Raw genomic sequence first — 16,729 nt, 5'->3', positions numbered from 1 at the left:
CGCAGAGGATCCGGCGAACCGCCTGGCATACTGACCTCATGCGACCACAACGTACAGAATTCGAGCCGATCGCACTGGGCGACCGCGAGACGACGCTGCTCATGAAGTCGATCCTGATCCCACGCCCGATCGCGTGGGTGGGCACGACTGACGACGCAGGCGTCGCGAACCTCGCCCCGCACTCGTTCTTCACGATGGTCTCCGAGACGCCGCCGGTCGTCATGTTCTCCTCCACCGGCCGCAAGGACACCCTCGCCAACGCCGAGGCGACCGGCGAGTTCACCGTCTCGCTCGTCTCCCGGCCGCAGTTCGAGGAGGCCAACCAGACGTCCGCCGGCTACGCGCCGGAGGTCAGCGAGTTCGAGGCCGCCGCGGTCGCCCAGGAGCCCTCCGCCGTCGTCGCCCCGCCGCGCGTGGCATCGTCCCCAGCCGTCATGGAGTGCACCGTCGAACGCATCATCCCGGTGGGCGACAGCTTCATGGTGCTGGGGCGGGTCGTCCACGTCGCTGTGGACACCCGCACGCTGAGCACCGATGCGCGGGGACGCACCCTGCCGCTCGCGCAGGACCTGGATCCCCTGGCCCGTCTGGGTCGCAATGAGTGGGGCTCCCTGGGCGACGTCTTATCGGCCCCGCGGCCGCACGGCGGCGGCAACCCGCAGTGAGCAGCGGAGCTGACGGCTCAACACCCGGCTGCTGAACAGCCGTCAGCTGCTGAGCTGCCGGCAGCTCAGCAGCCGGCAGCTCAGCAGCCGTCAGTCCTGCAGGAGGCCGACGAACTCCTCGGTGGAGATGACCGGAGCGAAGAACTCGTTGATGCGCTCGAAGGCGGCCTGCTCCTGTTCGGGCTTCTGGGCTCCCGTGGTGTCGCCGATGACGATCGGCAGGAAGCCGTTGTCCCGCGCTGCTCGCGCGTTGCCCTCGATGCACCAGTCCAGGTGGATGCCGGCGAGCACGATGACCTCGACCCTGCGACGTGCCAGGTCACCCATGAGGTCGGTCCCGACGAAGGCGGTCTGGAACGCCGTCTCGAAGAATTCCCGGTCACCAGGCTCCACGAGTTCACGCAGTTCGCCCACCAGGGTGTTGTCCCACGCGATCTGCTCCGGCGTCGCGTCGATCGCTCCGGTCCACGAGTGGTACTGCACGCGGTCGAAATCGGACTTCGGGTAGTCGTCGCGGAAGATCGAGTAGCCCACCCAGTTGAAAGCGAAGTTCCCGGCCCGCCGCGCGGCGGCAGCGGCTCGCACGGTCTTGTCCAGCGTGCCACGATGCGCGTGCCCCTCGGCGTACTGAGCTCCGCCCGGCCGATAGCAGGAGTTCGACTGCCCGATGGATACGAAGGCTGCGGGGCGCCTGAGGATCTCCCGCAGGTCCAGCTGCTTCCAGTGGTCGGCAAGCGGGGGGATCGCATCGGTGTTCGTGGGTGGGAGCCCGGCGATGACGTCGCCGGGGAGCTCGAGCGGTTCGAGCGGGCTCACACGATCGAATCCGGTCACGGCCGGGCTGGCAGTGGTGGTGTCAGTGGCGGTGTCAGTGGTGGTGTCAGTGGCGACGGACATGGGTCCTCCTCGTGGATCGGGACATTCCTGCGCGATGGACGGGTCACCGTGCATCGCTCCTCACCTGCACGCTAGGGACCCGTCCATCCTGTCCGGGCGGGAACGTCACGGAACGACACACGACGACTCGTGCCGTCACACGCTTCCGGCGTGGCACGCTGGATCCATGAGAGACCCACTCCGCCGCCTCACTCTGCGGATCGGCATCGTCGTCTACGTCTGCGGGCTGCTGCTCACCCTCCTGATCGGCCCGGACACCGTCCCCCAGCACGTCGGCTCCAGCGGTGAGGTGAACGCGTGGGCCTCGAAGTCGAGCCACGTCCTCGTCATGATGGGGCTGGGAGCATTCCTCTTGCTCGTCACCGTCGGTTCGAAGGCATTGGTGTCACGCGTCGACGCGTCGTGGATCAACCTGCCGGACCGCGCCGCGCACGCCTACTGGACGGCGCCGGACAATCGTCCGACGTTCAATCGTCGTATGCGTGCCGACATCGACTTCCTCATGGGCATCACATTCGTCTTCGTCGCGATCATCAGCACCACCGTGGCACTCACGGCTCAGCGGACTGAGTCAGCAGGTCCGTTCGGGATCACATCAGTCATCGCTGTCTCGATCTATCTGGCTGCGATGATCGGCTACTGCGTCTTCCTCGCAGTCGGGGGTCGCTACGCGGTGCCCGACGATTCCTCAGGAGCCTGATCGGGCGCCGTCTCCGCACCCGCCTGACCGGGCGCCGGGTTCAGCTCCATCGCACGCGCAGCCTCCTGCCGTCGTGCGACCCGCTTGCGGCCTGCGCGGAAGAGCTCGTCGAGCGCGAAGGCCATGATGAGGGTCAGTGCGAAGAAGCGCAGCAGGGTCAGCAGCCCCATCCACGTCGAATCCAGTCCCGCAGACTCGTCCAGTGCTGTGACATCCGCGAGCGGCACCGCGATGGCGAAGCCGAGCTCTGTGAGGAACCACAGTCCCATCACGGGGAGCAGACGCACCGACAGTGCGGCGAACGGCAGCAGCCACAGGGACATCGACGTCGACGAGCCGGGCGCCACCACCACGGACAGCGCCAGGAGGGCCGTGATGGTGAGCACCGTCTGCTGCAGGTGGGCGACGTCGTCCGTCTTCTCCAGCCTCCTCAGCAGATCCAGGCGAGAGGACGTGGAAGAGGACAGGTCTTCCGCAGTGGCGTTGTCAGCATCGGTGTCTGCGACCTCGGCGGCGGCTGTGGGGGCGAGCATCATCCGCGACGCGGCCATAGCGGTGATCGCGACGACGCCCAGCGTCCAGACGACCAGCAGACCCGTCACGAAGGTGGGTTCGTCGCCCCACCCCTGAGCCAGGACGACGGAGGCGATCGATCCGCGATCCACCGCGTCGGCCATCCAGACTGACAGGCGTGAGGGGAGCCGTCCGTCTGCCAGGGTCAGGAGACCCGAGGCGAGAGCGAAGCCGGCGAGCACGAGGATCGCGTTCCCCCGATCGCGTGAAGCACCGATGAGGACCCCCACCAGCACGATGAGCCCGAGCGGACCGGTGAAGGCCGCCACGGCGAGCATCGCACCCGCGGACAGCAGCGTCGGGGTGGTGCGTGCGCCGCTCAGCAGGACGCAGGCCCAGACCGCGAGCGCGACGCCGACGGGGTCCAGTGACTGGCCGATGCTGAACACGATCACCGGGGACACGAAGGCGACCATGGCCCACGACAGGCTCACCGCACGCGAACGGGGTGCGCCGAAGCCCAGCGCCCGGGCCAGTGCGAGCACGCCCACCCCCATGGCGGCGAACGCTGCGGTGTTGAGGACCAGGAGGAAGCCCATGGCCTCTCCCGCGGTGGCGCCCAGACTCGACATGAGGATGACGAACCAGTAGGTCAGAGGCGCGAAGCCGGCAAGGCCTGAGGTGACACGTCCTGCGGCGTCCGGGAGCGCGTCGCTGCCCATCGCCAGCGCCACGGGCGACTGACACAGCCGGAACCCCGCACGCGGCAGTTCGTATCCGCCTGTCTGGCACGGCACCTGCAGCAGCAGACCCACGAGCACGGACAGCCCGAACAGGCCCATCAGGGCCCAGGCGATGCTGGTCGCACCGCGGCGATCCGCACGGGCGAAGCGGGTTCCCGCACCACCCAGCAGAGGCGCGGCGACCTGCGCGGGCGACACCGGCTGCTTGCTGCTCACGGGGATCCTGTCCATAGGAGTCAGCCTAAGTGACGCGGGGGCGGGTCCGGGCGCGCACGGGTCCGACGGGAACGGAACCAGAGGGACTGGGCTGGCGATTCGAATGCGCAACACCTGGACGCCTCGAGCCGGCGGTTTCAACGGGTCATCGCAACAGGTGGTCTGAGAGTACTTCGTAGGGAGTCGCGAATTCCAGACGCCGACGTGGTCGGCGGTTCATCTGATCGGCGACGTGGTCGAGATCGATCTGGCTGTGGACGCTGAGATCAGTGCCCTTGGGAAAGTACTGACGCAACAGACCGTTGGTGTTCTCATTCGTCGCTCGCTGCCACGGCGAATGAGGATCCGCGAAGAAGATGTCGATACCGGCCATCTGCGCGATTCGTTGATGAGCGTACATCTCTGTTCCCTGGTCCCAGGTCAACGAGCGCTTGAGCGCCTCGGGCAACTCTGCAAGCTTGGACACCAGCCCGTCGGATAGTGCCTCGACGCGGTTCTTCGTCGGCTCCAGATGGACCAGGAGAAGGTAGTTCGAGTGGCGCTCCACGACCGTGCCGATCGCGGAGTGACCGTTCTTCCCGATGATCAGATCGCCTTCCCAATGGCCAGGAATCGATCGGTCCAAAGCCTCATCAGGTCGGTCCCAGATTGAGACCATCCCGCGGATCCTGCCGCGGCGCTCACCGGTCTTCCGGTGCGGATGACGGATCGTGCGCCCGGTGCGGGTCAGGGCAGCCAATTCTCGCTTCAGCCCGCCCCTGGCCTGCAGGTAGATCGTTTTGTAGACCGTTTCGTGGCTCACGTGGAATCGCGGGTCGTCGGGATGATCACGGCGCAATCGTCCCACGATCTGCTCAGGTGAGAGCTTCTCCTCCAAACCGGCCTGGACTCGGGCCAGCAGCTCGGGGTCGGAGGGGATCTTCAACGGTTTCGGACGCCTGCGGTTCTCCCACACCGCACGCTGGGCTCGGGTGGGTCGATAGGAAGATCGGCCTGGTCGATAGCTTCCTCGTTTGACCTCGCGGGAGATTGTCGAGACGTTGCGGCCGAGTATTCTCGCGATCGCCCGTAGAGAGTGCTTCTCGGTCAGGAGTTCCTTGATTCGGAAGCGTTCTTCCAAGCACAGGAAGCGATCCGGGTCTTTCGGGTGAGCGGGCCGGATGCCGCCTGCGGTGTGGAACATCTCGTGGAGGGCTGAACGTGGAGCAGCGACTTCTTTGCTGATCTCGCTGTGCGTGGTTCCCATCTGGTAAAGATCCCACGCTTGCTGGGCTCTTGCGGGGTATTTCACAGCCCATCGCAGTTTCCCAGGTCGATTGACAGCCATCGCGCACACCTCCGGGTTCTAGGGGTGTTGCGATCACCCCTAGAACCCGCGCCGTGGAATCACTCGGATGTTGCGCTCTCGGCGGTTCTGCTAGCGGACGGGGCTGTGAATCGTCGAAGGTGGCCCCGCGTGCTGCGGGGCCACCTTCAGGTGACTATCTGCGATCAGTTAGTTGAACCCGGTTCGGGTTCCGGTTCGGGTTCCGGTTCCTCCTCAGGTGGCGGTTCATTGCCGTCGTCACCGCCTCCGCCGCCGTTGTCACCACCGCCGCCGTCGTCACCATCGTTGCCCTCATCATCGCCGGGGGGCTGAATGCCACCGCCGCTGTCGTCGCCTTCGTCTTCGTCGCCCTCGTCCTCTTCAGGCTCTTCGGGCTCCTCTTCACGAGCGTCGTCTCCGGAGTCCTCCTCGGAGGAGTCTCCGTCGCCACCGCCCCCGTTGCCGCCCGGGTTCTGCGGCTGCTGCGGCTGCTGCGGCTGCGGGGCCGGGGCGGGTGCCTGGTCGGGAACACCGGAGTCGTTGGCCGGCTTCTCGACCTGCGGCAGCTCACCGCGCTCGGGGAACTGCTCGACCGGCAGATCCATCGCGTCGACCGCACCGATCATGTAATCGGTCCACACCATCGTCGGGAAGGAGCCTCCGGTGATCTCACCGCGACCGCCGTACGGCCCGATCTCGACCGGGTTGCCGTTCCCGTCCTCACGGAAGATCGACACGGCGGTCGACAGATTCGGGGTGTACCCGGCGAACCATGCCGAATACGCGTTCTGCGACGTACCGGTCTTTCCCGCAGCCGGGCGTCCGAGGTTGTTCGCATACGAACCGGAGCCTCCGGTCACCACATTGCTCAGCGCGTAGGAGGTCTCAGCCGCGACGGCCTGGTCGATCGCCTGGTCGCCCTTCGCCTCCGCTTCGTGGACGACCTCTCCCTCGGGATCAGTCACCGAATCGACGAAGTGGACCTGGTGATGCACGCCCTCCGCTGCGAACGTCGAGAACGCACCGGCCATCTGCGTGACCGTCGGGCTCGCTGTGCCCAGCACGTTCGCCGCGTTGGGCTCCAGGCCGACAGTGTCGTCCGGGAAGCCCGCGCGCTGCGCGACGTCCATGGTCTTCTCCGGACCGACTTCGATGTTCAGCTGCGCGTACGCGGTGTTGATCGACGACTGGGTGGCACGCAGCAGGCTCACGGACCCATAGGTGGAGCCGCCGTAGTTGCGGACCGTCCAGGGAGTGCCGTCGTAGTTGAACGTCGTCCCGCTGGTGCCGGAGAAGTAGTCCGTCAGGCGGAACCCGTTCTCCAGGCCCGCGACGAGGGTGAAGACCTTGAAGGTCGATCCCGCCTGCGCCGTGTCCTGGGTGGCCGTGTTCTGCGCTCGCTCCAGATAGTCCTCGCCGCCGTAGATCGCGACGACGCCTCCCGTCGCCGGATCGACGGACGACAGGCCCACGTGCATGCCGTCGTTCAGCTCCGGCAGCTTCTCGACCGCATCCACCGCGGCATCCATCGCACCTTCGTCGAAGGTCGACACGATGTCATAGCCGCCGCGGTTGAGCTCGTCCTCTGTGTAGCCCACGGACTTCAGCTCGTTCATGACGGTCGACAGCAGGTAGCCGTTCTGGCCCTTGTACTGATTGTCCTTCGGGTTCTCTCCGACGTCCGGCATCTCCGTCGCAGCAGCTTCCTCCTCGGTGAGGTAGTCCAGCTTCACCATTCCGTCGAGCACGTACCGGAAGCGGTCTTCGTACTGCTCCGGTTCTTCCGCGGGATCGGCCGCGCCGGGGCGCTGGATCATCGCCGCCAACAGGGCACTCTCCGCCACGTCGAGCTCACTCGCCGGCTTGTCGAAGTAGTTGTTCGCAGCCACCTCGATGCCGTAGCTCTGGCGGCCCAGGTAGATCGTGTTGAGGTAGTTCGCCAGGACCTCGTCCTTGGAGAGCTCCTGATCGATCTTCAGCGAGATGAACATCTCCTTGACCTTGCGGTCGATGGAGCGCTCATTGGTGAGGTAGAAGTTCTTGACGTACTGCTGCGTGATGGTGGATCCACCGCCCGCGTAGTCGTCCGTCACGACACCCCAGACAGCACGGGTCAGACCGCGGAACGAGATCCCGCGGTTCTCATAGAACGACTGGTCCTCCGCCGCGATCGCCGCCTGCCGCATGGCGGGAGAGATCTCGTCGATCGACACGTTGGTCCGGTCCTCCGCGGAGAACGACCCCACTTCCGTCTCACCGTCCTGGTAGTAGACGGTCGAGGTCTGACCCGCGGCCTCCACGTTGGGCTCCGGGATGTCCGTCACCGCATAGCCGATGCCGAAGGCACCCAGCCCCAGCGCGACGAAGAGCAGCAGCGCGACAGCCCAATGGCGGAGTGCGGGGATCCACCGGCGCCATCCGGTCCGTCCGGGGCGGGGGTAGCCGACCCAGCGGGAGAACCGTGAGGACGCGCCCTTGGCCCCGCTCGCAGTCGCGGCGGCGCCGGCACTCGCCTTCGCACCTGCCTTCGCAACGGGCGAGCCGCTGTGATGGCGGCCCTGCGAGCCGGCATGCCTAGGAGTTTCGGGTGGGGTCACGGAGTCCTCCGCAGTCGAAGTGTGGGACGGGTCATCACACAGCAGAACATCGCTGCAGCGGGAGAGACCCGGCAGTCGAGTGCACGCTCACCGTGCTGACAACCCGTCGATTCAAGCACGCATTCATGGTAAGCACCTGAACGCGCACCTGGCGTTCAGAATGCGTCTCGACCTGCCCGAATCACATCAACTCGTGATGCGCTTCACCCCTTGAGCGACGGAAAGTCCGTGTCAGCCCATTCCCGGACCGCCGATTCCGCACTCCCGGAAGCCCCGCTGTCGGACGCCGAGGCACCCTGTCCGCCCGCGCTTCCCGCCGATCCGGCCCCACCGGATCCGACCACCGCACCGGCGGAGGGAACGCTTCCGGAGTCTCCGTGGAGCTCCCGCTCGCGGGCACGCAGCTCGACGCGGCGGATCTTCCCAGAGATCGTCTTCGGGAGGTCGGCGAACTCGATGCGCCTGATCCGCTTGTACGGGGCGAGGTTCTCCCTGCAGAAGCGGAGGATGTCCTCGGCGGTCTCCGCGGTGGGCTCGAACCCGCCGCGCAGCACGACGTAGGCCTTCGGCACCGCGAGGCGCAGCGGATCCGGCGACGGCACCACCGCGGCCTCGGCGACGGCTTCGTGCTCGATGAGCACGCTCTCGAGCTCGAACGGGGACAGGCGGTAATCGCTGGCCTTGAACACGTCGTCTGCGCGCCCCACGTACGTGTAGACGCCGTCCTCGTCCTTCGTCGCCACGTCACCCGTGTGGTAGACGCCGTCGATGAACGCCTCCGCAGTCCTCGCCTCGTCGCCCCAGTAGCCGATCGTCAGGCCCAGGGGACGCGGGTCGATGCGCAGGCAGATCTCGCCCTCCGCCGTCTCCTCGCCCGTCGCAGGGTCGATGAGGACGGGGTCGTAGCCGGGCATGGCGACACCCATCGCCCCGGGCTTCATCGCGTGGCCGGGGGGATTGCCGATCTGCAGGGTCGTCTCCGTCTGTCCGAATCCGTCGCGGATCGACACGCCCCATGCGCGCTCGACGATCGCGATGACCTCCGGGTTGAGCGGCTCACCGGCCCCCAGCGCCTTCTGCGGCGGGGTCTTCAGCGTGCTGAGGTCGGCCTGGATCAGCATGCGCCACACCGTGGGCGGCGCGCAGAAGCTCGTGACGCCCACACGATCCATGACGTCCATGAGCTCTGCCGCGTCGAACCGCGCGTAGTTCACGATGACGACGCACGCACCGGCGATCCACGGGGTGAAGAAGTTCGACCACGCGTGCTTCGCCCATCCGGGGGACGCGATGTTGAGGTGGCGGTCGCCGGGCTCCAGACCCATCCAGTACATCGACGACAGGTGGCCCACGGGGTAGGAGGTGTGGGTGTGGGCGACCATCTTCGCCTTCGACGTCGTGCCGGAGGTGAAGTAGAGCAGGAGGAGCTCGTCCGCCCGGGTCAGCCCGTCGGCCTCGAACTCGTCGGATTCGGCTGCGGAGTCCGCGTAGGACACGGACCCCTCACCCGCGGCTGCGGAGGAGGCCGGCACATCGATGACGACGCGCACGACCTCACGGTCCACGTCGTCGAACTTCGCGGCGTCGTCGACCGCAGCGACGACGAAGTCCGCTTCGCCGCGCACCGCGCGGTCCTCCAGATCCTTGGGGCCCAGCTGCACGGTGGTGGGCAGCAGCACGGCCCCCAGGCGGATGCCGGCGAGCATCGTCTCCCACAGCTCCACCCGGTTGCCGAGCATCACCATGACGCGGCTGCCGCGTCGCACACCGGCGCGCTTGAGCAGATTCGCGACCTGGTTCGAGCGACGGCGCAGCTGGTCGAAGGACCAGGTCTGCTCACTGCCGTCGCCCTCGATGATCCAGAGGGCGGGCTCGACGTTCCCCTCCGCCAGGGGGTCGAACCAATCCGAGGCGAAGTTGAAGTGCTCGAACTCCGGCCACGCGAAGTCGGCACGGGCCGCCTCGATGTCCAGTCGGTGGGTGAGAAGGGTGTCGCGGACCGCACGGAACTGCTCTGTGACGGTTCCGGCCGATCCTGCCTGCGGTGCACCGTTGTCAGCGGACTGGACTGTGGCCATGAGTTCTCCTTCGAATCCTTCGGCAGCCGCGTGGGGATGCACACGCACGACGTCTGCGGCAAATGTATCAGTCACGGCGTCAGGCCAGGTCGGAGGCCTGTTCAGTCCATGGCGGCGGTGGGATCAACCCTGTTCCGCGAACCATTCGCGCAGTCGGCGCTCCGCCTCGTCGGGTCCGACGATGCCGTCCTCCATGCGGATCTCGAGCATGTGGCGGTAGGCGGCTCCGACGAGCGGACTGGGCGGGATCCCCAGGATCTCCATGATCTGCTTCCCGTCGAGCTCCGGGCGGATGGAGTCGAGCTTCTCCTTCTCCGCCAGTGCCGCGATCCGCCGTTCGAGGTCGTCGTAGTTCCGCGCCAGGCGCTGCGCCTTGCGCCTGTTGCGCGTCGTCACGTCCGACCGGGTGAGGATGTGGAGGCGCCGCAGCTGGTCGCCGGCGTCCGTCACATAGCGGCGCACCGCGGAGTCGGACCAGCCGGCGTCGCCGTAGCCGTAGAACCGCAGGTGCAGCTCCACGAGCTTCGCGACCTTCTTCGTCGTGTCCTTGTCGAAGGTGAGCGCCTTCATCCGCTTGGAGGTGAGCTTGGCGCCGACGATGTCGTGGTGGTGGAACGTCACACCGCCGTCCTCGTCGAACCGCCGTGTCCTGGGCTTCCCCACGTCGTGCATGAGTGCGGCGAAGCGCACGATGAAGTCCGGGGACGTGAACGCGGACGGGTCGTCCTGGTCGTCCGGATCGTCCACCGCGTATGCGGATTCCAGCCCGACGGTCTGGTCGAGGACGGTCAGCGAGTGCTCGTACACGTCCTTGTGGCGGTTGTGCTCGTCCTGCTGATCGCGCAGTGCGGCGAATTCGGGGAGCACGTGATCGCCGATGCCCGTGTCCACGAGCAGCTCGATTCCCGCCCGCGGCCGCAGTCCCGTCATCAGCTTGGTGAGTTCATCGCGGACGCGCTCCGCGGAGATGATGTCGATGCGCTCGCTCATGCGGGTCATCGCCTCGCGGACCTCGGGGGCGACGGCGAAGTCCAGCTGCGAGGAGAAGCGGGCGCCGCGCATCATGCGCAGCGGGTCGTCGGAGAAGGAGTCCTCCGGTGTGCCGGGCGTGCGGATGACGCCGGCGGCGAGGTCCGTGAGGCCGCCGTGCGGGTCGACGAACACGCGGCCGGGGAGGCGGACCGCCATCGAGCCGATCGTGAAGTCGCGGCGCACGAGGTCGTCGTCCAGGGTGTCGCCGAACGCCACGACGGGCTTCCGCGAGTCCGCGTCGTACTGCTCCGCCCGGTATGTGGTGATCTCGATGAGACGGTCGCCCTTGCGCAGGCCGATCGTGCCGAACCGCTTGCCGATGTCCCAGTGGGCGTCGGCCCATCCCTTGATGACGGCCAGGATGTCGTCGGGGCGGGCGTCCGTCGTGAAGTCCAGATCGGGCATGTCGCGGCCCAGCAGCGCGTCGCGGACAGAGCCGCCCACCAGCGCGAGCTCATAGCCGCGCGCTGCGAACCTCTCCGCCAGCGGGTCGAGGACGTGGGCGAGTCCGTCGAGTGCCTCGAGCATCCTCGCGTGCGCCTGTGCTGCGTCCACGCAGTCTCCTCCTGATCGGTGCCGTCGTCCGTGGCCCTGCGGGGCCCGGAGCGCGCACAAGCCTACCGGCACCGGGGAGCGAACTCAGAGCCGTCCGGCGGCAAGCGGCCCGCCACATACGCGGCGATGCGGGCGACGACCGGGTCCGCATCGTCGGTGAGTGCGCTGAGTGCCTCCCGCACGCGAGGCCCCCGCAGTTCGCCCAGTGCCTGGACCGCTCGCTGCCGTCCGGCCGACGAGGTGTCCCCGTCGCGCATGTGCTGGGACAGCACGTCGACCACCGCCGAGGTCGTGGCCGCACCCGCTGCCACGAGACCGGCCAGCCCTTCCGCCGCCTCGACGTCGTGGTCGCCGTCGACGATCATCCGCACGAGTTCGTCGCGGAGGACGACTGCCGCCTCGGCGCGATCCGAGCCGACTCGGGCCCCGTCAGTGCTGCCCCCGATCCGGGAGGCGAGCGCACGTGCCGCCCGGGACCGGACCTCGGCGTCGGTGTCGACGAGTGCCCGCACGAGGAGGGTCATGGCGTCACGACCAGGCCGGTCCGCCAGAGCAGGCAGGTCCGCCAGGAGGCCGACGGCTCGGCGGCGCTCCTGCACCGACGCGGATCCGAGCGCCTCCTCAAGGAGTGCCAGCGGTGCGTCGTCGTACGCTGCCGCGCGCGCCAGAGCCCAGCGGACCGCGCCGGCGGTGTTCGTCTCGTCCTCGGCGAGGGCGGCCTCGACGAGGGCAGAGGCGGGCAGGGTGCTGTCCGGGCTGAGGGCAGCCTGCTGTCGTTCCCGCGGATCGTCCGACCGGACCGCGCGCAGGAGGGCGACCGTGCGCAGGACGTCCACCCACCTCTCAGGCGCACGGGATCGGGTGTGCTCGAGCCGTCCCAGCAGCTCCTGCTCCGCAGCGATGCGAGAGCGGGTGCGCTCGATGAGCTCGTCGAGGACCGCGGACGGATCGTGGGGATCAGCGTCCTCGAGTACCTCGGCGACGTCTGCGAGCCCCATGCCGAGCGATCGCAGCGCCTCCACGTGGAGGATCCGCCGGAGGTCCCTCTCCGCGTAGTCTCTGTATCCGGTCGCTGTGCGCGCCTGGGGACTCACGAGACCCAGGGCGTCGTAGTGACGCAGCATCCGCACGCTCACGCCGGATCTGTGCGACACCTCACCGATGCGCATCAGGCTCCTCCTGCCAGCATGTCTGGGGCGAGCGGATGCCCACGACATCCATGCTCCGAACGCACCCCGACGTTGTCAATGCTCTGTCGATGCCCGGGGGGTGACCATGCCGACCACCTTTCGTCGTTCGCGCTTCGTCGTTCGCCCGTTCTCACTCACCCGAGCTCGCGCCCCTCAGCGCCCAGCGCCCGCACCCGCTTCGCCTCCTCGAGCGCACCCGCGAACCCGGCGTCCGGATCGTCCCGCAGCCGCAGCGTCGCCTCGGCGTGAACCCGGACCGCCTCGTGAGGCGAGGTCGTCGCACGGGTGAGCGGCGCCTCGGCGGCGTCTCCCACTTCGACCAGCGCCCGGCTGAGGCTCCTCTGCACGTCCGTGGACCCTGGACCAGCGGCCCCGCGTCCCAGCTGGGTGACCAGCACCTCGGCGAGCGTCGCCTCGGCTCCTGCCGGCACCAGCGCCACTGCGGCGCGCCACGCGGCACGGGCGACATCGTCGTCCTCGTCCCGCAGCAGGGCATCCGTGAGGTGCTGCCAGGCGGAGCGATCACCGATCTTCGACAGGGTGTGCAGCGCCTGGCTGCGCGCCTGCGGCACGGCCGACTCCAGCTCGGCCACGAGGAGCGGCACGGTCACGTCGGCGGGATGCCGGGTGAGGGACCACGTGAGCATGTCGCGGACGAAGAAGTCCGGTTCGATGCGGCAGCGCTCGACCAGCACCTCCACGTCCGTCGGATCCGGACGGGTACCCGCATCCATCGCGGCCCGCAGCCGCAGCGCTCCATCGCCGGCGGCGAGCGCCTGACGTCGCCTCTCCACGGCAGACGCCCTCATCCCACCGGTCGCCTCCGGTGACGCATTCCACTCGGTCATCGCGACCACCTCCTGCGACCAGCCAAGACCCTCTCACCGTGTAAGGGTCAAGGTGGAGGGACATCCGCTGCCTCTTCACGTTCGGCGCTGACCCGTCACCACGGCACACGAGATCCCACCGGTCGTCGTGGCCTCAGGGGATCTCCAGAGCGCTTGGTTAGAGTATGACCATGTCACGACCCATGCCCAGACCGAGGATGCCGAAGCCGGGGCCGTTCCCGGTGCGCTCCTCGACCACGGAGGAGACCTCCGCGGGCGGCATCGTCGTCGATTTCGAGGCTCCCACGCTGGATGTCGCGATCATCGCCCGCATCAATCGGGCCGGCCGTCTCGAGTGGTGCCTGCCGAAGGGCCACCTCGAGGACGGAGAGACCTCTGCCGAGGCCGCGCGCCGCGAGATCGCGGAGGAGACCGGGATCGTGGGCAGCGTCATCGCACCCCTGGGATCCGTCGACTACTGGTTCTCCGTCTCCGGCAACCGCATCCACAAGGTGGTCCACCACTTCCTCCTCCGCGCGACCGGCGGTGACATCACGGTGGAGAACGACCCCGATCATGAAGCGGTCGATGCGGCATGGGTGCCGCTCGACGAGCTGGGTGAGCGGCTCTCCTTCGCGAACGAGCGCCGCATCGTCGCGGCGGCCCGCTCGCTGGTCTCCATGCTGCAGACCGACCGGCGCTGAGCTCACCTGTGCCGTCCGCTCCCAGCCGCCGCACCCGCACACCCCGCCTCGTCCTCGCGCGATGGGCCGCGGGTGCGGCCGCGTGCGCGCTGGCGCTGACGCCGCTCGCCCGGGGCACCGATGCCGCTGCCCAGCAGCAGCCCGATCCCGCCGCCGAGGCCCCCACCGCAGAGCCTGCCGCCTCGCCTCACGTCACCGTGGACGAGGTGAGCCCGTGGATGGAGAGCGACGGAGCACTCACGGTGACCGGACGCGTCATCAACCCGACGTCCGCGGACTTCACGCCGAGCAGCGTGGAGATCGTCCGCTCATCGAACCGCATGACGATGCGCGACGACGTGAGCGACTGGGTCGATCAGCAGACCGCGACGGTCCTGCTCGCGAGCTCCGATGACGAACCGCCCGAACCGGCAGACGACCCCGACGACCAGAGCGAGGGGGACGACGCGGAACCGGACGAGCCGACGCTCGAGGTGCCGGACCTCCCCACGACCGTCGCCCCCGGGGAGCAGGCGGAGTTCAGTTTCACGATCCCCGCAGATCAGTTCGGGGCCGGCGGCTCCGCCGTGAGCTCGTGGGGCGCCTACGGACTGGGTGCGACGCTCAGCGGGACCGCGGAGGCGGACTCGGAGAACCCTGCGGGGACGAGCTCGAGCAGCGTTCTCACCACCGCGCCCGCCTTCACCGTGTGGCACCCGGATCCCGGCATCGATCGCACCGAGGTGACGACGGTCCTCCCCATCACCCTCGACGCGACGAGCACGGACGGGGGACCTCTCATCGAGCCCGAGCTGCTCGAACAGGCTGCGGATCCCGAGGCCACGGGCGACTACGCCGGCGCACTCCGCCGTGTGATCACTGCGGCGGACACGCTGCCGGAATCGGTCCTCGCGGTGGATCCGCGCCTGCTCGCCTCGGTCACCGCCGCGCTGGACCTCACCACGGAGGCAGAGGAGGACACGGAGGGCGAAGGAGCTTCGGACGGAGAAGACCCGGCGCCGGACGCTTCCGCCTCTGACGATGCGCCTCAACCCGGCGCAGAAGCGCAGTCCCCTGACGATGAGCAGACCCCTGACACGGCGGAGACCGACGGCGGAAGCGCGGACGGCGGGAACGCGAACGGTGAGGGCGACGGAACGACGGCACCCCAGGATGCCGGCGACCTGCCCACCACTCCCAGTGAGGAGGTCCAGGAGACCTACCCGCACCTCACGCAGTGGTACGAGGACGTCACGGAACTGGCGCAGGACCGCGAGATCATGGCCCTCCCATGGGCCGATGCCCACCTCACCTCGCTGTGGCACTCGGATATGAGCGCGCTCACGGAGACGGCGGTCGGGGACCGGGAGATCGTCGAATCGACGCTCGGAGGACGCACCGATGTGCTGTGGCCGGCGGCCGGGACCGTCCGCACCGGTGACCTGAACGCGATCGCGGAGGCCGGCGCAGAGACCGTGATCCTCTCCGACACCCAGCAGCCGTCACTCACCTCGTACACGTCCTCGGCGAACTCGGCGATCTCCGTCGACGGCGCCCGGGCCCAGCCCGGTGCCGCCGAGGATCCGGCGGGCACGGCCCCCGCGGGCGAACCGACCGTCCTCCAGAGTCTGGTGGCCGATTCCGGACTCTCCGAAGCGGCTGCGGTCCACTCCACCGGCGATTCCCCCGCCCCGGGGCAGTTCCTCGCCCTGTCCGCCGCGATCACCGCGGAACGGCCCTTCGACTCCCGTTCGCTCCTCCTCACCCTGCCGCGGACAGCGGCCGGGACCGGCCTGCCGGACCTCGCGGATGATCTCTCCCGTGCCCCCTGGGTCGAGGGCGCCACACTCGAACACCTGATGGACACGGAGCCCGTCGCCCGAGGCCCCCTCGTCGAGATGCCCGAGGTCGCGGACACGAGCGGGGCCGGTTCCGACGGGGCCAGTGCCGGTTCCACCGGGGCGGGTGCCGGTTCCGACGGGGCCGGTGCAGACCGGTCCGGCACCAGCAGCGGCGGTCCCGGCGAGATCGGAGCCGAGGCCGACGCCCATGCCGGGGAACAGGCTGCGGGTGCCAGCGCCCTCCTCGCATCGCTGCAGGAGCAGTACACGGCGGGTGCGGAGGCGTCGCACGCCTTCGTGGATGCGGAGGCGACGCGTCGTGACATGGCACGGGCACTGCTCGTGTGCACGGCCACGGGCGTCATCGAAGCGGACCGTGCGGACACCTGCACCGAGCACGCGACCGGATGGGTCGAGGGGATCGCGGAGGGCGTGCGCCCGGAGCCCGGGTCCTCCGTGCTGCTCGTCACCGGTGAGCAGGCGATGATCCCCGTCCGCATCGAGAACTCGACCGACCGGAGCGCGCGGGTGCGCCTGCGCGTCGAATCGCCCACCCCGCAGCTCAGCACGGAGGTCACCGACATCGTGACACTGGGACCCGAGGAGTCCCGCAGCGTGGAGGTCCCGGTGCGCGGCCTGGCGAACGCGGACGTCAACTCGACCGTCCGACTGCTCACCGCCGACGGCGATGTGCTGCCGCAGAGCACAGAGCTGCTGGTCCGTGTGCGCGCGGACTGGGAGAACACCGCGACGATCGCGATCGGGGCTGCACTGGTCCTCGTGCTGGTGGGCGGCCTGTTCAGGACGATCCGCCGCGGGCGGCGTAAGATCCCCAAGAATCAGCTCGACGCGGCGGTGGCTCGCGCAGAGGACGGGTGAGAACCCG

12 protein-coding genes are annotated in these 16,729 nt (G+C 68.5%); 4 read left to right on the top strand and 8 right to left on the bottom strand.

Going from position 1 to position 16,729, the window contains the following annotated elements:
• Nucleotides 1-38 precede the first annotated feature (38 nt).
• The gene (locus FM105_RS02130) at nt 39-665 is read left to right on the top strand and encodes a flavin reductase family protein (RefSeq protein ID WP_087003938.1); all 627 of its coding nucleotides are present in this window, start codon (nt 39-41) and stop codon (nt 663-665) included.
• Between the two features lie 90 nt (nt 666-755).
• Here the strand turns inward: FM105_RS02130 and FM105_RS02125 are convergent, their stop codons facing one another.
• Nucleotides 756-1,562 carry a cysteine hydrolase gene (locus FM105_RS02125; RefSeq protein WP_087003935.1) on the bottom strand — a complete coding sequence of 269 codons (807 nt, stop codon included), beginning with the start codon at nt 1,560-1,562 and terminating at the stop codon, nt 756-758.
• 166 nt (nt 1,563-1,728) lie between these two features.
• Here FM105_RS02125 and FM105_RS02120 point away from each other — a divergent pair, with 166 nt between their 5' ends.
• Nucleotides 1,729-2,262 (top strand): DUF1648 domain-containing protein, encoded by a 534-nt coding sequence (locus FM105_RS02120; RefSeq protein ID WP_087003931.1) that lies wholly within the window; start codon nt 1,729-1,731, stop codon nt 2,260-2,262.
• Here the strand turns inward: FM105_RS02120 and FM105_RS02115 are convergent.
• The 7 genes from FM105_RS02115 to FM105_RS02085 form a co-directional block, all read right to left on the bottom strand.
• Nucleotides 2,229-3,749 carry a hypothetical protein gene (locus FM105_RS02115; protein ID WP_087003928.1) on the bottom strand — a complete coding sequence of 507 codons (1,521 nt, stop codon included), beginning with the start codon at nt 3,747-3,749 and terminating at the stop codon, nt 2,229-2,231. The genes FM105_RS02120 and FM105_RS02115 overlap by 34 nt on opposite strands.
• Nucleotides 3,750-3,879: 130 nt before the next feature.
• The gene (locus FM105_RS02110) at nt 3,880-4,980 is read right to left on the bottom strand and encodes an IS30 family transposase (RefSeq protein ID WP_373404765.1); all 1,101 of its coding nucleotides are present in this window, start codon (nt 4,978-4,980) and stop codon (nt 3,880-3,882) included.
• A 245-nt stretch (nt 4,981-5,225) separates the two neighbouring features.
• Nucleotides 5,226-7,637: a transglycosylase domain-containing protein gene (locus tag FM105_RS02105; protein WP_087003922.1), complete on the bottom strand. Its 2,412-nt coding sequence runs from the start codon at nt 7,635-7,637 to the stop codon at nt 5,226-5,228.
• Nucleotides 7,638-7,840: 203 nt separating this feature from the next.
• Entirely contained in the window at nt 7,841-9,715 is a 1,875-nt protein-coding gene (locus FM105_RS02100; RefSeq protein ID WP_087003919.1) for an AMP-binding protein, read from the bottom strand.
• A 123-nt stretch (nt 9,716-9,838) separates the two neighbouring features.
• Nucleotides 9,839-11,302, bottom strand: a complete 1,464-nt coding sequence (locus FM105_RS02095) for a CCA tRNA nucleotidyltransferase (RefSeq protein WP_256970156.1) — start codon at nt 11,300-11,302, stop codon at nt 9,839-9,841.
• Between the two features lie 62 nt (nt 11,303-11,364).
• The gene (locus tag FM105_RS02090) at nt 11,365-12,471 is read right to left on the bottom strand and encodes a MerR family transcriptional regulator (RefSeq protein ID WP_087003915.1); all 1,107 of its coding nucleotides are present in this window, start codon (nt 12,469-12,471) and stop codon (nt 11,365-11,367) included.
• Between the two features lie 155 nt (nt 12,472-12,626).
• The gene (locus FM105_RS02085) at nt 12,627-13,340 is read right to left on the bottom strand and encodes a HEAT repeat domain-containing protein (RefSeq protein WP_087003912.1); all 714 of its coding nucleotides are present in this window, start codon (nt 13,338-13,340) and stop codon (nt 12,627-12,629) included.
• Nucleotides 13,341-13,522: 182 nt separating this feature from the next.
• Between FM105_RS02085 and FM105_RS02080 the strand changes: the two genes are divergently transcribed.
• The gene (locus FM105_RS02080) at nt 13,523-14,023 is read left to right on the top strand and encodes an NUDIX hydrolase (protein ID WP_087003908.1); all 501 of its coding nucleotides are present in this window, start codon (nt 13,523-13,525) and stop codon (nt 14,021-14,023) included.
• Between the two features lie 8 nt (nt 14,024-14,031).
• Nucleotides 14,032-16,722: a DUF6049 family protein gene (locus FM105_RS02075; protein WP_087003905.1), complete on the top strand. Its 2,691-nt coding sequence runs from the start codon at nt 14,032-14,034 to the stop codon at nt 16,720-16,722.
• The last annotated feature ends 7 nt before the right edge of the window (nt 16,723-16,729 follow it).

Origin of the sequence: Brevibacterium yomogidense (assembly GCF_900163715.1) — a bacterium.
Classification (GTDB): Bacteria; Actinomycetota; Actinomycetes; order Actinomycetales; family Brevibacteriaceae; genus Brevibacterium; species Brevibacterium yomogidense_A.
This window is presented reverse-complemented; position numbering and strand designations above follow the sequence as displayed.